This window comes from Anaeromicropila populeti (assembly GCF_900112775.1).
GTDB classification, from domain to species: Bacteria; Bacillota; Clostridia; order Lachnospirales; family Lachnospiraceae; genus Anaeromicropila_A; species Anaeromicropila_A populeti.
In genome coordinates this window covers 102,830-121,033 of sequence record NZ_FOYZ01000009.1, presented here as the reverse complement: position 1 = coordinate 121,033, position 18,204 = coordinate 102,830, and the positions used below count along the sequence as shown (strand labels likewise).

The 18,204-nt window shown below is 37.7% G+C and carries 14 protein-coding genes; all 14 read left to right on the top strand.

Annotation, left to right across the window (positions count from 1 at the left end; genetic code table 11):
- Window positions 1-90: 90 nt before the first annotated feature.
- Window positions 91-1,875: an aryl-sulfate sulfotransferase gene (locus BM305_RS12250; RefSeq protein WP_177214711.1), complete on the top strand. Its 1,785-nt coding sequence runs from the start codon at window positions 91-93 to the stop codon at window positions 1,873-1,875.
- Between the two features lie 83 nt (window positions 1,876-1,958).
- Complete coding sequence (locus BM305_RS12245) at window positions 1,959-3,122, top strand: galactokinase (RefSeq protein WP_092561228.1); 1,164 nt, start codon at window positions 1,959-1,961, stop codon at window positions 3,120-3,122.
- A gap of 28 nt (window positions 3,123-3,150) precedes the next feature.
- Window positions 3,151-4,143 carry a UDP-glucose 4-epimerase GalE gene (gene galE / locus BM305_RS12240; protein WP_092561226.1) on the top strand — a complete coding sequence of 331 codons (993 nt, stop codon included), beginning with the start codon at window positions 3,151-3,153 and terminating at the stop codon, window positions 4,141-4,143.
- A gap of 137 nt (window positions 4,144-4,280) precedes the next feature.
- A complete protein-coding gene (locus BM305_RS12235; protein ID WP_092561224.1) occupies window positions 4,281-4,739 on the top strand; it encodes a YaiI/YqxD family protein in 459 nt (152 codons plus the stop codon).
- Between the two features lie 95 nt (window positions 4,740-4,834).
- Window positions 4,835-5,539 carry a UMP kinase gene (gene pyrH, locus BM305_RS12230; RefSeq protein ID WP_092561222.1) on the top strand — a complete coding sequence of 235 codons (705 nt, stop codon included), beginning with the start codon at window positions 4,835-4,837 and terminating at the stop codon, window positions 5,537-5,539.
- A 34-nt stretch (window positions 5,540-5,573) separates the two neighbouring features.
- Complete coding sequence (frr, locus tag BM305_RS12225) at window positions 5,574-6,128, top strand: ribosome recycling factor (protein ID WP_092561220.1); 555 nt, start codon at window positions 5,574-5,576, stop codon at window positions 6,126-6,128.
- A gap of 55 nt (window positions 6,129-6,183) precedes the next feature.
- Window positions 6,184-6,891: an isoprenyl transferase gene (locus tag BM305_RS12220; protein ID WP_092561218.1), complete on the top strand. Its 708-nt coding sequence runs from the start codon at window positions 6,184-6,186 to the stop codon at window positions 6,889-6,891.
- Window positions 6,892-6,901: 10 nt separating this feature from the next.
- Window positions 6,902-7,705, top strand: coding sequence for a phosphatidate cytidylyltransferase (locus BM305_RS12215; RefSeq protein WP_092561216.1), 804 nt, complete (start codon window positions 6,902-6,904; stop codon window positions 7,703-7,705).
- A 42-nt stretch (window positions 7,706-7,747) separates the two neighbouring features.
- The gene (locus BM305_RS12210) at window positions 7,748-8,905 is read left to right on the top strand and encodes a 1-deoxy-D-xylulose-5-phosphate reductoisomerase (protein WP_092561214.1); all 1,158 of its coding nucleotides are present in this window, start codon (window positions 7,748-7,750) and stop codon (window positions 8,903-8,905) included.
- A gap of 1 nt (window position 8,906) precedes the next feature.
- Entirely contained in the window at window positions 8,907-10,013 is a 1,107-nt protein-coding gene (rseP, locus tag BM305_RS12205) for an RIP metalloprotease RseP (RefSeq protein ID WP_092561213.1), read from the top strand.
- A 30-nt stretch (window positions 10,014-10,043) separates the two neighbouring features.
- Window positions 10,044-11,096 carry a flavodoxin-dependent (E)-4-hydroxy-3-methylbut-2-enyl-diphosphate synthase gene (ispG, locus tag BM305_RS12200; protein WP_092561212.1) on the top strand — a complete coding sequence of 351 codons (1,053 nt, stop codon included), beginning with the start codon at window positions 10,044-10,046 and terminating at the stop codon, window positions 11,094-11,096.
- A 24-nt stretch (window positions 11,097-11,120) separates the two neighbouring features.
- Window positions 11,121-15,494 (top strand): PolC-type DNA polymerase III, encoded by a 4,374-nt coding sequence (locus BM305_RS12195; RefSeq protein WP_092561210.1) that lies wholly within the window; start codon window positions 11,121-11,123, stop codon window positions 15,492-15,494.
- Between the two features lie 23 nt (window positions 15,495-15,517).
- A complete protein-coding gene (locus tag BM305_RS12190) occupies window positions 15,518-16,279 on the top strand; it encodes a class I SAM-dependent methyltransferase (protein WP_092561208.1) in 762 nt (253 codons plus the stop codon).
- Between the two features lie 255 nt (window positions 16,280-16,534).
- Window positions 16,535-18,204, top strand: a 1,670-nt coding sequence (locus BM305_RS12185) for an endo-1,4-beta-xylanase (protein WP_092561206.1), incomplete at its 3' end; no start/stop codon positions are given.

The window sequence follows — 18,204 nt, the reverse complement described above, 5'->3', positions numbered from 1 at the left end:
TTAGATAGTTCAATCTGACCCTTTTTTTTAATGGTCTTATTTGATATAATACTAAATATACATAAATTCTTATCAATTAAGGAGATATTTATGAAAAAAATAGTAACTACAATATTGATTACAAGTATTATAATGGCAGGAATTCTCTTTGGAACCCTTACGCTGCTTACCAATAATAAAAAGGAAGATACAGGAAAGAAACGGGAAGAGCTAGATCTTTTGCTGCCAGAGGATGAAAAGGAAATTATTAATGCAGCGGCCGCTAAGCCACTTTCGATGGGAAAAAAGGATTCCGATATTTTATTGTTAAAGGAAAAATCAATTAAGGAGATTTATAAAGTAGAAACATCTGAAACAGTTAAAAAGCGATTAGAACAGTTAAAAAAGCAGGAGGAATATTCGGCGGAAAATCCGCTGATGGTATGGAATCCATTTGGAACCAATGACTTATCACTCTATCTATATTTGAAATCTTCAGAGCTATGTTATTTAAAATATACAATTCAGGTTGAGGATGCTGAAATTCCCGACTTTAATCGTATATTGCTGAATGGGGAAGAAGGGAATCTGACACGGAAGCATGAATACCAACTGGTTGGATTTGTTCCAGGATATGTCAATTATTTAACCTTGAGGATGTATAATGCCAATGGTAATTTAATAGATAAGATTACGTATTCTTTTAAAGTGGATAAGCTTGAAATGAATATACCAGTCAAACTTGCGAAAACAAATGGTGAGAGTGAGGAGCTGATCTCTAACGGACTTTTTTTCATTATGGGTATGGATGCGTCTGGTGATGATTCACCTAATGCAATACCAGCTTACGATAACTCAGGGGTTTTAAGAAGTGTTATTCCGTTAAAAGGATATCGCAGTGACCGGCTGGAGGTTATTGACGGGCAGCTTCTGTATTCTTTTTCAAAACAGGATTTTGCCATGGTAAGTGCTATTGGTCAAGTGATGAAAGTATATCATATGAATAATTATGAGCTTCATCATGATTTTATTTATAATGGATATGGACAGCTTTGGATGCTGACATCTTCAACCAGCAGTAAGGCAGAGACTGTTGAAGATTATGTAGTTTCTTTGGATTTAGATACAGGGAAGGTGAAAAAGCTGGTTGACCTTAAAAAATTGTTTCCCAAAGTTAAGAAAAAGGCTAATAAGCCAAAGGGAGAGGATAGGCTGGACTGGATTCATCTGAATTCGTTAACACAGATAGGAAGCAGTGATATTATTATAAGCTCCAGAGAATTGTCAAGTATTATTAAGATAAATAATATTACAAGTATAAAACCTACAGTAGGCTATATTATTGCAGATCCAGTATTATGGGAAGACTCTGGGTATGAGGATTTACTTTTAAAGAAAGGCTCTTATGAAGGGGACAGCTGGGTAAATCTTGAAACAGATTCAGCCGATCAAGAAACAGCTGATGTTTTTACCTCCCAATTTGGACAACATTCTGTTACGTATCAGCCAGGATATAATTTAGAAGATGAACAATACTATCTAAGCATGTTTAATAATAATTTTGGAAGATGGTCCACAAGAAAGTCTTTTGACTGGAGCATAATGGAAGGTATTGGAACAGATAAGAAGGAGGCGGAGCATTCCTATTATTACAAGTATATGGTTGATGAATCAGCAGGATATTATGGCTTAATTAAGTCAATAGAGGTACCATATTCCAACATTGTTAGTAATGTACAGGATAGCAATAAGAATTATGTTATTAATTCGGGGAAAAAGTTGATATTTGGGGAGTATGATAAAAATGGGGTATTAATTAGTCAGTTTATGACAAAGGGTACAACGTATAATTATCGAGTTTTTAAATATGATATGAAAAATATCTGGTTTTACTAAATAAAAGGGGAAAAAGTACTTTACTTTTTTCCCTTTTTTGATAAAATTCAAGATAGAATCTATGAACTGAAAAGGAGACAGGGATGAAAGAAAAATTAATTCAAAGATTTTATGATGTATTTAGTGCAGAAGGCAGTGTTGATGTTTATTTTGCACCAGGGAGAGTAAATTTAATTGGGGAGCATACAGATTATAACGGAGGACATGTTTTTCCGTGTGCATTAACAATTGGAACTTACGCAGCAGTACGTAAGAGAGAAGATCATAAGATTCGGTTCTATTCTATGAATTTTGAACAGCTAGGTATTTTGGAAAGTAGTTTGGACGAGTTAATAAACAAAAAAGAAAATGATTGGACAAACTATCCACTGGGAGTTTGTTGGGCAATAAAAGAGAAGGGATTTTCCATTCCTTGTGGTTTTGATATTCTGTACTTTGGTAATATTCCAAATGGTTCCGGGTTATCCTCTTCTGCATCCATTGAAGTTTTAACAGCTTATGTGCTGAGAGAGATGTTTTCATTTGATATATCCTTAATTGAGATTGCTAAGTTATGTCAGTACTCTGAGAACAAATTTAATGGTGTTAATTGTGGAATCATGGATCAGTTTGCCATTGCCATGGGTATGGAAAATAAAGCGATTTTCTTAGATACAGCAGATTTATCTTATGAATATGCAGACATTCTGTTAGAGGATGCTAAGATTGTTATTATGAATACCAACAAGAAGCGTGGACTGGGAGATTCAAAATATAATCAGAGAAGAAGCGAGTGTGAAGCTGCTTTAGAACAGATAAAAAGTGTAATTCCAGTGTCCTCTCTGGGTGAGTTGACAGAGGAGCAGTTTGAAGCCAATCAAAATGCAATTACCGATGAAATTCAGAGAAAGCGAGCAAAGCATGCAGTTTATGAAAACCAGCGAACGATAAAAGCGGTAGAGGCATTGAAAAATAAAGATATTGAATTATTTGGGAAATTAATGATTGATTCTCATACTTCATTAAAGTATGATTATGAAGTAACAGGAACGGAGTTAGATACACTTGTAGAGGAAGCACTGAAAATAGAAGGTGTAATTGGTGCTAGAATGACAGGAGCTGGTTTTGGAGGATGTGCGGTCAGCATTGTGAAAGAACAGGTGATAGACAGCTTTATTGAGAATGTTGGCAAAGCATATAAAGAAAAGATTGGATACGAAGCGGATTTTTATATTGTTTCAGTTGGTGGTGGACCAGTAAAATTATAATCAAATTGTCAGGAAAGGAATTGATAAAATGAAGGTATTAGTATTAGGAGGAGCAGGTTACATTGGATCTCATACAGTATATGAGCTGGCAGACAGTGGAGCAGAAGTGGTAATTGTGGACAACCTTGAAACGGGACATTTAGAAGCAGTGCATCCTGCTGCAAAGTTTTACAAGGGAGACATCCGTGACCGTGGGTTTGTGGACAGTGTTTTTGAACAGGAAAAGGTAGATGCAGTAATTCATTTTGCCGCAAATTCTCTTGTTGGAGAAAGTATGACTAATCCTTTGAAGTATTATGATAATAATCTTTGCGGTACTAAGGTGTTATTAGAATCTATGGTAGCACATGGAGTAGATAAAATTGTATTTTCCTCAACTGCTGCAACCTACGGAGAGCCAGAGAGAGTGCCTATTATGGAAACAGATAAGACAGAACCTACGAATACGTATGGGGAAACAAAGTTAGCTATGGAAAAAATGTTTAAATGGACTGGGAAAGCACATAATCTGCGTTTTGTGTCATTGCGCTATTTCAATGCCTGCGGTGCGCATAAAAGTGGAATAATCGGGGAAGCGCATAGTCCTGAAACACACCTGATTCCGTTAATTCTTCAGGTACCAAATGGAAAAAGAGATGCCATTCAGGTGTTTGGAGATGATTACGATACTAAGGATGGAACTTGTATTCGTGACTATATCCATGTTACTGATTTGGCACAGGCTCATATACTTGCCGTAAAATATTTAATGGAAGGCAATGAAAGCAGTATTTTCAATTTGGGAAATGGTGTTGGATTTACGGTAAACGAAGTGATTGAGGCAGCAAGAAAAGCAACTGGTCTTCCAATTAAGGCGGTTGTTTCTCCTAAGAGAGCTGGAGATCCAGCCAGATTAATTGCATCTAGTGATAAAGCAAGAACTGTTTTGGGATGGAAGCCAGAGCATACAGATTTAGAAGAAATTATTGCATCTGCATGGAAGTGGCATAGTACTCATCCAGATGGATTTGAGAAGAAATAGATTATAGTAAAAATAACTGGAAGACGGTATGCTGTCCGTATAACCGCATAATAGTATATCTATTGTGGTTTTGGGTATATACCGTCTTTTATATGCGCCATGATGACAGATAATTTCAAAAAGGATGGTATCTGAATATGAGAATTCTAGTAGATGCGGACGCATGTCCGACAAAAGAAATTGTGGAACGAACTGCACAGGAATATAAGATACCGCTTTATTTTTTTATTGATACAAGCCATGTATTGTCTGTGAAATACGGAGAAGTTATAACAGTAAGCCAGGGGGCAGATGCAGTCGATTTTGCTTTAATTAATTTTCTGTTAAAGGGTGATATCGTTGTTACACAGGATTATGGAGTGGCTGCCATGGCACTGGGAAAGGGTTCCTTTGCAATTCATCAGAGTGGGAAGGTTTTTACCAATGAAAATATCGATCAAATGCTATTTGAACGTCATTTGTCCAAGGTGCAGCGACGGGCATCTAAGAAATTTCATGGGAAAGGACCGAAAAAAAGAAGTCAAGAAGATGATATTCGATTTGAGGAAGCATTTCGTCGGCTGATTTTACAGATTCTTGGTGAGGAAGCGAAATAGGAGAAATTCCTATGAAAAATATATTTGGAAAATGACTAAAAGTGTGATAAAATATTTAGTAATGTTAATTGAAATTAAATCTAAGGAGTTATGATATGGCTGAATATAACAGGGTATTACTGAAACTTAGTGGTGAAGCCTTAGCAGGAGATAAGAAACATGGATTTGACGAAGCTACTTGTATTAAGGTTGCAGAGCAGGTGAAATCTATAGTGGAAAAAGGAATACAGGTAGGTATTGTCATTGGAGGCGGAAATTTCTGGAGAGGAAGAACAAGTGAGACAATTGACCGTACCAAGGCAGATCAGATTGGAATGCTGGCAACGATAATGAATTGTATTTATACTTCTGAGATTTTCCGGTCAGTAGGAATGAAAACTCAGATTTTGACACCGTTTGAATGTGGAAGTATGACCAAGCTTTTTTCGAAAGACAGGGCTAATAAGTATTTTGAAAAGGGGATGGTTGTTTTCTTTGCTGGAGGCACTGGTCATCCATATTTTTCTACAGACACAGGTATTGCATTACGGGCAATTGAAATGGAAGCAGATGCTATTCTGCTGGCAAAGGCGATTGACGGAGTATATGACAGCGATCCAGGGAAAAATTCTGATGCGAAAAAGTATGATGTAGTGTCAATTGAAGAAGTACTGGATAAAAAATTGCAGGTAATTGATTTGACAGCAACGATTATGTGTATGGAAAATAAAATTCCATTACTTGTTTTCGGACTGAATGAAGAAAATAGCATAATTAATACTGTATCAGGGGTTTTTACAGGTACAAAAGTTACCGTGTAGAAGATGAAATGTAAAGTATAAAGGAGGAATAGAAATGGATGCAAGATTAGAACAATTTGAAGGAAAAATGAAAAAAACATTACAGACATTAAATGAGGATTATACTACCATTCGTGCAGGAAGGGCTAATCCACATATTTTAGATAAATTAAAGGTGGACTATTATGGTCAGCCATCTCCTTTACAGTCGGTTGCCAATATTACAGTTCCAGAGGCAAGAGTAATTCAGATTCAGCCTTGGGAGTCCAGTTTAATTAAGGAAATTGAGAAGGCAATTTTAACATCTGATTTAGGGTTAAATCCAAGTAACGATGGTAAAATTATCCGTTTGGTATTTCCGGAGCTGACAGAGGAAAGAAGAAAAGATTTAGTGAAGGATGTGAAGAAGAAGGGGGAGAATGCTAAGATTGCGGTTCGAAACGTTCGTCGTGATGCCAATGATTCATTTAAGAAAATGAGTAAGGCCAACGAGATTTCCGAAGATGAATTTAAGCAATTAGAAGATCAGGTTCAAAAAATGACGGATAAATTCGTTGTAGAAATTGACCAGGCAATCGAAGCAAAATCAAAAGAAATTCTTACAGTATAATGAATTGGACGTATTTTGATTTTCAAGGTACGTCCTATTTTTGGAGGTAATTTTCATGGAGGATTTAAAGATCCCAAGACATATAGCAGTTATTCCGGATGGAAACGGAAGATGGGCAAAGAAAAGATTTATGCCAAGAAATTATGGTCATGTACAAGGTGCCAGGGCAGTAGAAAAAATGTGTGAGGATGTGTACAATATGGGAGTAGAGTATTTGACGGTATACGCATTTTCTACTGAAAACTGGAGGCGTCCCACAGAAGAAGTGGATGCAATAATGAAATTGCTGCGTAATTATCTTAAGGACTGCCTAAAGAGAAGTGAAAAGAATAACATGAAGGTAAGTGTTCTTGGAGATAAGGAAATGCTAAGCCCAGATATTAAGGCTTCCATTGAAGAGCTAGAACAAAAATCTGCCAGCAATACAGGCTTGAAATTTCAAGTGGCATTAAATTACGGGGGACGGGATGAATTGCTGCGTGCATTCAAGAAAATGTCAGAGGATCTTGCAAATAATCAGTTTACTGTGAATGAGATAGATGAAAAAGTAATTAGTTCCTATTTAGACACAAAGGGTATTCCCGATCCGGATTTGCTGATTCGAACAAGCGGTGAACAGAGAATTTCTAATTATCTTTTGTGGCAGCTGGCATATACAGAATTTTATTTTGCTGATGTATTATGGCCTGACTTCGACAACAAAGAATTAGAAAAGGCAATTGCATACTATAATAGAAGAGAACGACGCTTTGGTGGTGTATAGGGGGATGAATATGTTTGTAACTAGATTGATAAGCGGTATTTTTTTGTTAGCAGTAATGATTTTTACAACGGCCATAGGAGGGAATTTACTATTATTATTTCTTGCTGCGTTGGCACTGGCTGGTGAATTTGAATTGTATCGTGCAGTCAAAATGGAAAAAACATCATTAGCTCTGGTTGGGTATGCTGCGGCCATGGGATACTTTATATTACTATATACAAATAAAGCAGAATATATTACTATATATTGTGTACTATGTTTAATTGTTATGTTAAGTTGTTTTGTAGTTAGTTTCCCTAAATATGTAATAGAACAGGTGTCAGTTATATTTTTTGGATTTTTGTACATTCCGGTACTGCTTAGTTATATTTATCAGGTGAGAATCGGAGAACTAGGTGCTTATTCTGTCTGGCTGCTGTTCATTTGTGCATGGGGTTCAGATACTTGTGCCTATTGTGTAGGTATGTTAATTGGAAAACATAAGCTGCCGTCACAGCTCAGTCCTAAAAAGACTATTGAAGGCTGTATTGGTGGTGTAGTAGGTGCTGGACTAATTGGTTTTATCTATGCAACAGTTTTTACAGAACATTTAACTACTTTTGGAAACCCTCAGCTGGCCTATACCGTAATTGGATGCTGTGGATCGGTTGTTGCACAATTTGGAGATTTGGCGGCATCTGCCATTAAAAGGAATCATAATGTGAAGGATTATGGAAAATTGATACCAGGACACGGTGGTGTTTTAGATCGATTTGATAGTATTTTATTTACAGCACCTATCGTATACTTATTAATAAGTATTTTTAGGCTGTAAAAGAAAAATTAATTGACTAAAAGTTGTCTGGATGGTGAAAAAATGAAGAAAATAGCAATTTTAGGTTCGACAGGTTCGATAGGAACACAGACTCTGGAAATTGTCAGACATAATAAAGATTTACAGGTAGTCTGTTTATCAGCAGGATCTAACATTGATTTATTAGAAAAACAGATATTGGAATTTAGTCCAAAGCTTGTATGCGTAGGAGAAGAAGAAAAAGCAAAGGAATTGTCCAAAAGAGTAAAGCATCTGCCTGTCAGAGTAGTGGCGGGAATGGAAGGATTAATTGAGTGTGGTACTTATAAGGAAGTTGAGCTTGTTGTAACAGCAATTGTTGGTATGATTGGAATAAGACCGACTATAGAAGCAATTAAGGCAAAAAAGGATATTGCATTAGCCAATAAAGAAACCCTTGTTACGGCTGGACATATTATTATGCCTCTTGTAAAGGAAAAGAACATTTCTCTATTACCTGTTGACAGTGAACATTCTGCTATTTTTCAGGCATTGCAGGGAGGAAAAAAGGAAGAACTAAAGAAACTTATTTTAACGGCATCTGGCGGACCTTTTCGCGGAAAAAGCTGGGGGGAGCTGAGAGGAATTCAGCCAGAGGACGCGTTGCAGCATCCTAACTGGTCCATGGGCCAGAAAATTACTATTGATTCTTCTACCATGGTGAATAAAGGGCTTGAAGTAATGGAAGCACACTGGCTGTTTGACGTGGAGTATGATAAGATACAGGTTGTAATTCAGCCTCAAAGTATTATTCATTCTATGGTGGAATATGTGGATGGAGGAGTTATTGCACAGCTTGGTACACCAGATATGAAGCTGCCAATTCAGTATGCATTGTATTATCCAGAAAGGCGCCATTTGCCAGGAGACAGACTTGATTTTTATGAGCTGGGGCAGATTACCTTTGAAAAACCAGACCTAGATACGTTTCCAGCATTAAGGCTTGCATATGAGTCTGGAAAAAAGGGCGGCAGCCTGCCTACTGTGTACAATGCGGCAAATGAAATGGCAGTGAGATTATTTTTGAATAAGGAAATTGGATATTTAGATATTATAGAAAGTATTGAATATGCTATAAAAATGCATACGTTTATGGAAGAGCCTTCTCTAGAGGATATTCTGAAAACGGAGCAGGAAACATATCAATGTTTATTTGAAAAATGGAGAAAGAAAGAGGGATAGTATGAAAATTGTAATAGCTCTTATTGTATTTGGTGTTATTATTGTAATCCATGAATTAGGTCATTTTCTGCTGGCGAAAAAAAATGGTATTGGGGTTACTGAATTTTCTATAGGAATGGGACCGAGGATTATAACAGTTGTGAAAACAGCACAAGGAATGTCTGTCAAGTTTTTCGCCAAAATGGATGACTGTTTAAACCGTAGTGACTGGGCAGGAAGAACAAAGTATTCAGTTAAATTACTTCCTTTAGGAGGCTCCTGCATGATGGTAGGGGAAGATGAGGATCTTCAGGATGAAAACGCATTTAATAATAAGGGAGTCTGGGCAAGAATCAGTGTGATTTTTGCTGGACCATTTTTCAATTTTATTTTGGCGTTTCTGTTTGCGCTAATTGTAATTGGCTGTGTCGGCTATGACAGACCAGCTGTTTATCAGCTCCATGAAGGACTGGTGCAGGAGGGTGAGGCGCTTCAGAAAGGAGATGTCATTACATCTATTGATAATGTGAAAATTCATGTTTCCAGAGAAGTGGACTTATATTATCAATTTGAAAAAATTACGGAAGAACCTGTAGAGGTAACGTTTGAGAGGGATGGTAAAAAATATGAAGTAACCATTACCCCATATCAGACAGAAAGTGGTGCTTATAGCATTGGGTTTGTTACAAGCTATCAAAGAATTAAGGTTGGACCATTACAGACGATTCAATATAGTGCTTATGAAGTGAAATTCTGGATTTCTACTACGATTAAGAGTTTGGGACAGATGATTAGAGGCAGAGTGAGCCGGGATGATATTGCTGGTCCAGTGGGTATTGTGGATATGATTGGAACAACATATAATGATAGTAAGTCAGATGGCTTGTATTATGTATTTTTAAACCTGGTGAATATTTGTATTCTTCTGAGTGCCAACCTGGGGGTTATGAATCTTCTGCCAATTCCAGCATTAGACGGAGGAAGACTTGTGTTCTTATTTATAGAAGCAGTCAGAGGAAAGCCGATTGACAGGGAAAAAGAAGGCATGGTCCACCTGATTGGTTTAGTTGCATTGATGATACTGATGGTGTTTATGGTATTTAATGATTTTAGCCGGATTATTGGCTAGAGAAAATGAAAAAGTCAGGAAGGCAGTATTATGATTCGAGAAATGACAAAGGTTGTGAGAATCGGAGATAGAGTAATTGGAGGAAATAATCCAGTTTTAATACAATCCATGACCAATACAAAGACAGAAGATGTAAAGGAAACTGTTGAGCAGATAGAACGTTTGACACAGGCAGGGTGTGAAATTATCCGATGTGCGGTACCTAACATGGAGGCAGCAGAGGCTGTGAAGGAGATAAAAAAGCAAATCAAGATTCCTCTGGTTGCAGACATTCATTTTGATTATAAGCTTGCAATCCGTTCGATAGAAAACGGAGTGGATAAAATCAGGATTAATCCTGGCAATATTGGATCCGAAGATAAAATTCGCCAGGTAGTAGATTGTGCCAAGGAACGGAATATTCCTATTCGTGTTGGTGTAAATAGTGGTTCTCTGGAGAAGCAGCTGATTGAAAAATATGGCGGTGTAACTGCTGAGGGGATTGTAGAGAGCGCACTGGATAAAGTAACAATTGTGGAAAATATGGGATATGATAATCTTGTGATTAGTATAAAATCGTCAGATGTGGTGATGTGTATCAAAGCACATCAGCTGCTGGCAGGAAAAACTCCGTATCCTCTCCATGTTGGTATTACTGAATCAGGTACGGTGTATTCAGGAAATATTAAGTCAGCGGTCGGATTAGGTGCAATTTTATCCCAAGGTATAGGAAATACAATTCGTGTGTCTCTGACAGGAGATCCAGTAGAGGAAATTAAGTCAGCAAAGCTGATTTTAAAAACACTTGGTCTGCGAAGGGGAGGAATTGAGGTTGTTTCCTGTCCTACCTGTGGACGGACACGTATAGATTTAATATCTCTTGCCAATCAGGTGGAAGATATGGTGAAAGATTTTGATTTAGATATTAAGGTTGCAGTTATGGGGTGTGCGGTGAATGGACCTGGTGAGGCAAAAGAAGCAGATATCGGAATTGCTGGTGGAATTGGAGAAGGTCTTCTAATTAAGAAAGGTGAGATTATTAGAAAGGTGCCTGAAAATATGCTTCTTGCTGTGCTAAGGGAGGAATTATTAAACTGGAAATGATTTTATAAGAAAGGTTTGATTAGAATGCTGTTTTTTGAAGCTTTTGATCGTCTCACTGTGAAAGGAGAGCTGCAGCAGTTATTTGAGACAGTTCAGGTTGAGCGGGTGGTTATGAGCAGAAAGTGCCAGAAAATAAAACTATATACCATTAGTGATCATATTCTGGAATATCAGATTCGGAAGAAAATGGAGATTGAGTTAAAAAAGCAGATATTTCAAGAAGCACCGGTATCAGCAGAAATTATCGAAAGGTATACGCTTTCCAAGCAGTACACACCTGAAAAAATAATGCCAGTTTATTTTGACAGTGTGCTTCTTGAATTACGTGAAAATAGTGTGATTGATTACAATTTAGTCAGGGAAGCAAGGTTTGTTTTTCAGGAGGGGGCAGTACAAATTTTTGTTGAGGACTCAATTGTTGCAAGAAAAAGAGTGGCGTTTATAAAGGAAAAGCTGGATGATATTTACAACAACCGCTTTTCTTTTTCTGTTGCTATTCTTTTTGAGTTTTTAGAGCAGAAAAAGTGTGAGGACAAGGTTCAGCGTGAAGTAGTTGTGACCCATCAGAGGCAAGAGGAAAAGCTGGCGGAGCCAGTTTCCCAAAAGAAAGAAAAACCAGCTGATGTAGAAACGAAGAAGGAGAAAAGGGAAGCTGGCTATTATGAAAAAAGTAAATACAGAAAGCTTCCAGAGGATCCAAATTTAGTTTACGGACGTAATTTTGAAGGCGAGAGTATTCCAATTTCTGATGTACAGGATGAAATTGGTGAAGTGGTAATTAGGGGTAAGATAATTGCAACCGAGGCAAGAGAATTGAGAAATGAAAAAGTTCTGCTTATTTTTTCAATAACGGACTTCACTGATACAATTTCCTGTAAAATATTTTTAAAGAGTGAGCAGGCGCCAGAGGTAACGGACGTAATAAAAAAGGGAAGCTTTATTAAGTTGAATGGTATGGCACTAATGGATCGGTATGATCATGAAATTTCAATTAGCTCCATTGTAGGAATTAAGAAAATAGAAGACTTTACAGAAACCCGTATGGATCATAGCGAAGCAAAGAGAGTGGAGCTGCATGCCCATACGCTGATGAGTGATATGGATGGGGTAGTGGATGTAAAAGCCCTGGTGAAAAGAGCCAAGAAATGGGGGCACAAAGCAATTGCCATTACAGACCATGGCGTGGTACAGTCATTTCCTGAAGCCAATCATGCAATTGAAAAAGGTGATGATTTTAAAGTAATATATGGAGTCGAGGCCTATCTGGTGGATGATCTGAAAGAAATCATTGAAAATGATAAGGGGCAGTCTTTAGATGATCCTTGTGTTGTTTTTGACATTGAGACAACAGGATTTGGGCCAGTGAATGACCAAATTATAGAGATCGGTGCAGTTAAGGTAAAAGAAGGGAAAATAGTAGATAAATACAGTACTTTTATTAATCCTGATATTCCAATTCCCTATGTGATTACTCAGCTGACTGGAATACAGGATGAAATGGTGATGTCTTATCCTAAAATTGATACAATTCTTCCTGAGTTTTTAAATTTTTGTGAAGGATGTATTTTAGTTGCTCATAATGCTTCTTTTGATGTTGGATTTATTAACAAGAAGGCAGAGTTTTTAGGAATAGAAACAGAATTTACGGTAATTGATACAGTAGGTATGGCGCGGCTTTTACTGCCACATTTGAATAAATTTAAACTGAATGTGGTAGCAAAGGATTTAGGGATTACTTTGGAAAATCATCACAGAGCAGTAGACGATGCGGGAGCAACAGCGGAGATTTTTGTCAAGTTTATTGAAATGCTGAAGGAGCAGAATATACATACGTTGCAGGAACTGCAAAAACGGAATGTAATGACACCTGAAATGATTAAGAAGCTTCCCACCAATCATGCTATTATTCTGGCGCAAAATGATACAGGCAGGGTGAATCTATATCGTCTTATATCAAAGTCTCATATTGACTACTATGCAAGAAAGCCAAGAATCCCAAAATCTCTTTTTTTAGAAAATAGAGAAGGACTTTTGATTGGTAGTGCTTGCGAAGCGGGAGAACTTTATCAGGCATTGCTTCGAAACCGTCCACAGGAGGAAATTCACCGCCTTGCCCAGTTTTATGATTATTTTGAAATCCAGCCCCTTGGAAACAATAATTTTATGATTGAAGATGACCGCTATGATGTTAAGAGCAGGGAAGATTTAATTGATCTGAACCGTAAAATTATTGCATTAGGGGAAGAATATAACAAATTAGTGGTAGGAACCTGTGATGTGCATTTTTTAGATCCTGAGGATGAAGTCTATCGGCGGATTATTATGGCAGGAAAGGGATTTAAAGATGCTGATAACCAGGCACCTCTCTATTTTCGCACTACGGAGGAAATGGTTCAGGAATTTATGTACCTTGGTCGGGAAAAAGCCGAAGAAATTGTAATTACCAATACCAATAAAATTGCTGACATGATTGAGAAAATTTCGCCTGTCCGTCCAGATAAATGTCCTCCTGTCATTGAAAATTCAGATCAGGAGCTGCGAAACATCTGTTATGATAAGGCTCACTCTATGTATGGACCAGATTTGCCGAAACCAGTTGAAGAACGGCTGGAAAAAGAACTGACCTCCATTATTGGAAATGGGTTTGCGGTAATGTACATTATTGCACAGAGGCTTGTATGGAAGTCCAATGAAGATGGCTATTTAGTTGGCTCCCGTGGTTCAGTTGGTTCTTCTTTTGCAGCCACCATGTCTGGTATTACAGAAGTAAATCCATTGTCAGCACATTATTATTGCACCAATTGCTTTTATTCTGATTTTAATTCTGAGGAGGTAAAAGCATTTGCTGGGAAATCTGGATGTGATATGCCAGATAAGCTTTGCCCTGTGTGCGGGCAGCCTTTAAATAAGGATGGTCACGAAATACCCTTTGAAACATTTCTTGGCTTTTACGGAGACAAGGAGCCGGATATTGATTTGAACTTTTCTGGCGAATATCAAAGCAAGGCACATGATTACACAGAAGTTTTATTTGGAACAGGACATACCTTCCGTGCAGGAACCATTGGTACGTTGGCAGACAAAACAGCATATGGATTTGTTATGAAATATTATGAGGAACGGGGAATTCATAGAAGGAAGGCTGAGATTGAACGGATTTCTCAAGGCTGTGTAGGGGTTAGAAGAACCACAGGCCAGCATCCAGGCGGAATTGTGGTATTGCCGCATGGAGAGGAGATTTACTCGTTTACACCCGTACAGCGGCCTGCCAACGATATGACAACAAAAACCATTACCACTCATTTTGATTATCACTCTATTGATCATAATTTATTGAAACTGGATATTTTGGGGCATGACGATCCGACGATGATTCGTATGCTGGAGGATTTAACAGGGGTGGACGCAAAGACCATTCGGCTAGATGAGCCAAAAGTTTTGTCATTGTTTGATAACCTAAGTGCCCTTAGCTTGCAGCCAGAGGATATTGGGGGATGTGATTTGGGATGTCTTGGGATTCCAGAGTTTGGAACAGATTTTGTTATGCAGATGCTGCGTGATACCAAACCAAAAACATTTTCAGATTTGGTCCGCATATCGGGACTGTCTCATGGTACAGATGTGTGGCTTAACAATGCCCAGTATTACATTCAAAGAGGGGATTGTACGTTGTCAACCGCAATTTGTACCCGTGATGATATTATGACGTATTTAATTCATACAGGAGTGGAAAATGGTCTGGCATTTAAAATAATGGAAAGTGTACGTAAGGGCAAGGGACTCCAGCCTCAGATGGAGGAAGCCATGATTGCTGCTGGTGTACCAGACTGGTATATTGAGTCTTGTAAGAAGATTAAATACATGTTCCCAAAGGCTCATGCGGCTGCATATGTTATGATGGCATTTCGGATTGCTTATTTTAAGGTGTATTATCCCCTTGCTTATTATGCTGCATTTTTTAGTATTCGTGCCTCTGCCTTTAGCTATGAGCTGATGTGTCTGGGCAGAGAGCGGCTGGAATACTATATGGCAGATTATCGAAGGCGTTCCAACGAACTAACCAAGAAGGAACAGGATACGCTAAAGGACATGAAAATTGTCCAGGAAATGTATGCCAGAGGATTTGAGTTTATGCCGATCGATGTTTATCAGGCAAAGGCACACAGTTTTCAAATTATAGACGGAAAGTTAATGCCGTCGTTAAGTACTATTGAAGGTCTTGGGGATAAAGCCGCGGATGCAGTTGTGGAAGCGGCTGGACAGGGCAAATTTTTATCAAGAGATGATTTTAAACAGCGGTCTAAGGTAAGTGGTACGGTTGTGGAATTAATGGCTGACTTGGGCATCTTGGAAGATTTGCCGATTTCAAATCAGATGTCATTAATGGATTTTTTATAAAGAAAAGTATTGGAGGCAGGAATATGAAGGTAAGGAAAGCTGATTGGTATAAGGAAGGATGGACATTAGGTATTAAGAACCACTCATGGGTAGAAGATACGGTGAGGCAGGTTGAATTTCTGATTAAAATAATGGAACTGACGGGAAAGGAAAAAATCCTGGACTTAGCCTGTGGTTATGGTAGACATAGCCTGGAGTTTGCAAGGCGTGGTTTCCAGGTAGTTGGTGTGGATATAACAAAAGATTATATTATGGATGCGAGGGAGTCGGCTGAAAAGGAAAACCTTTCAGCCGTATTTATGCAAGGGGATATTAGGGAAGTGGGTTATGAGCAGGAGTTTGATGTTGTTCTAAATATGGCAGATGGAGCCGTTGGATATTTAGAGAATGAAGCAGAAAATTTAAAAATTTTTGATATAGTGGCAAAGGCGTTAAAGCCGGGCGGAAAGCATTTTATGGATATTGTCAGTGCTGATTATGCAGACACACATTTTCCATGCAGCTTATGGGATGCGGGAAGTAATGGTCTTACGCTATCTAAGTTTGAGTGGGATAGAGAAAGTAATATTATGCTGTATGGCCAAGAGGATTATAAATATGGAACAATTCTCAATAAGCCGGTTTTTAGTGAGGGCTGTCCGACTCGTTTATATCATAGGAATGAAATTTATGACATTATGGAGCAGCGACATATGCAGGTAGTTCAGATGTTTGGAAAGTTTGATGGTACACCGGCATCTGCCAGTGAAATTCAGATGATGGTATATTCAAAGAAATGCGAGTAGCTGATTTTTGAAAGGAATGTACTATATGATTAATGGAAAAATGTAAGTATAATTTAAGAAAAAAATGTAATTATAGAACTAATTTATTCAGCAGTATAATTAAAATAATTTAGAAATATTTTAGTACAGAAAAAGCTACATATTAGTCAATCTATATAGAAATGATAGGCATATTGAGATACTATAAAAGAAGCTAATTATTCTTGCGAAGAATATGAGCGAGTAAAATAGTGTAAATCAAATAGGAGGTATAGTATGAAGAAAAGCATGAAAAAGATTAGTTTAATGCTTGCGGTATTATTGATGGTCGTAACGTGTCTTGGACCTGCCCAGAGTGGTAAACTAGTAAATGATGCAGTTGTAAAAGCTGCTGATGGAGTAGTAGTAAAAAGCTATGATTTTGAAGAAGGTTTAGAGGGTTGGGGTGCAAGAGGTTCTGAAACCGTTGAACTTTCAACAGCAGCAAGTCATACGGGAAGCCAGTGTGCGGCTATCACAAACAGAACATCTACATGGCATGGTATTGCAAATGACATAACAAGCTTATTAGAAGACGGTTTAACTTATACATGTGGTATATGGGTTATGTACAATGGAAGCAATGCTGGAAGCCAGCAGACATTAACAATGTCAGTTGCTGAAACGGTTGGAACTACTATTAGCTACAAAAATTTAAAATCTGTTAACGTAACAAAGGGACAATGGACTTTAATTCAAGCTAGCTATACATACAGCAGCACTACAGATGCTGTCAGCCTATATATTGAAGGCGGCACAATCGATTTCTTTGCAGATGATATTACAATTCAGTTAGATGCTCCACAGGAAATCGAGACAGACATTCCATCTTTAAAGGATTTATATGCAGATTATTTTAAAATGGGAACTGCTGTAACAGCAAGCAGTTTAAATTATACTGAAAAAGAAATTATTAAAAAACATTTCAACAGTATTACTTGTGGAAATGAAATGAAAGCAGATTCTACTCTTGACTATAATGCAACAATTGCATATATGGAAGAGACAGGAGATCAGACTTCTCCAAAGGTTAACTTTAACCAGGCAGCTTCTATTTTAAAATTTGCTGGAGAAAACAACATTCCAATGCGTGGTCACTGCTTAGTATGGCATTCACAGACTCCACGTTGGTTATTTACAGAAAATTATTCTAAAGATGCAAATGCAGCATTTGTTTCCAAGGATGTTATGCTTCAGAGAATGGAAAACTATATTAAGGCTACATTTGAAACATTGGCAGCACAATATCCTAACGTTCAGTTCTATTCTTACGATGTAGTAAATGAAGCAATTGATCCAAGCCGGTCAGACGGATATAGAGCTGGTGGAACACAGGCATATACAAGCACATCTTTATGGATGCAGGTAATTGGTGTTGACTATATTGAAAAGGCATTTGAATATGCTAGAAAATATGCTCCGGAAGGAACATTATTGGCTTACAACGATTACAATGAATGTGAAACAGCAAAGAGTCAATTTATTTACAATATGTGTAAGAAAATTGTAGAACAGGGAAATCTTGATGTTATTGGTATGCAGCAGCACAACAATATGTGGACACCATCTGTTTCTATGTACGAAACTGCAATCCGCAAGTTTGCATCACTTGGTGTAAAAATTGAAATTACAGAAATGGACATTACAACTACAGATACTTCTGAATATGGATTCACACAACAAGGTGCAAAATACAAACAATTCTTTGATAAATTAAGAGAATTAAAGGAGGAAGGCATTGATATTAATGCTGCTGTTGTATGGGGAATTTCAGATGCATTATCTTGGAGAAGTACTCAATATCCATTATTATTTGATGCAAATTATATGGCAAAACCAGCATTCTGGGGCGTTGTTGGGGATATGAATTCTGCAACACCAACACCAGTGGTAACACCAACACCAGT

Excerpts from the sequence above, each read along its gene's own strand:
- BM305_RS12250 (WP_177214711.1), top strand. The coding sequence starts at position 91 with ATGAAAAAAATAGTAACTACAATATTGATTACAAGTATTATAATGGCA.
- BM305_RS12220 (WP_092561218.1), top strand. The coding sequence starts at position 6,184 with ATGGAGGATTTAAAGATCCCAAGACATATAGCAGTTATTCCGGATGGA.
- rseP (WP_092561213.1), top strand. The coding sequence starts at position 8,907 with ATGAAAATTGTAATAGCTCTTATTGTATTTGGTGTTATTATTGTAATC.
- BM305_RS12210 (WP_092561214.1), top strand. The coding sequence starts at position 7,748 with ATGAAGAAAATAGCAATTTTAGGTTCGACAGGTTCGATAGGAACACAG.
- BM305_RS12215 (WP_092561216.1), top strand. The coding sequence starts at position 6,902 with ATGTTTGTAACTAGATTGATAAGCGGTATTTTTTTGTTAGCAGTAATG.
- BM305_RS12235 (WP_092561224.1), top strand. The coding sequence starts at position 4,281 with ATGAGAATTCTAGTAGATGCGGACGCATGTCCGACAAAAGAAATTGTG.
- galE (WP_092561226.1), top strand. The coding sequence starts at position 3,151 with ATGAAGGTATTAGTATTAGGAGGAGCAGGTTACATTGGATCTCATACA.
- BM305_RS12245 (WP_092561228.1), top strand. The coding sequence starts at position 1,959 with ATGAAAGAAAAATTAATTCAAAGATTTTATGATGTATTTAGTGCAGAA.
- BM305_RS12195 (WP_092561210.1), top strand. The coding sequence starts at position 11,121 with ATGCTGTTTTTTGAAGCTTTTGATCGTCTCACTGTGAAAGGAGAGCTG.
- ispG (WP_092561212.1), top strand. The coding sequence starts at position 10,044 with ATGATTCGAGAAATGACAAAGGTTGTGAGAATCGGAGATAGAGTAATT.
- BM305_RS12190 (WP_092561208.1), top strand. The coding sequence starts at position 15,518 with ATGAAGGTAAGGAAAGCTGATTGGTATAAGGAAGGATGGACATTAGGT.
- pyrH (WP_092561222.1), top strand. The coding sequence starts at position 4,835 with ATGGCTGAATATAACAGGGTATTACTGAAACTTAGTGGTGAAGCCTTA.
- frr (WP_092561220.1), top strand. The coding sequence starts at position 5,574 with ATGGATGCAAGATTAGAACAATTTGAAGGAAAAATGAAAAAAACATTA.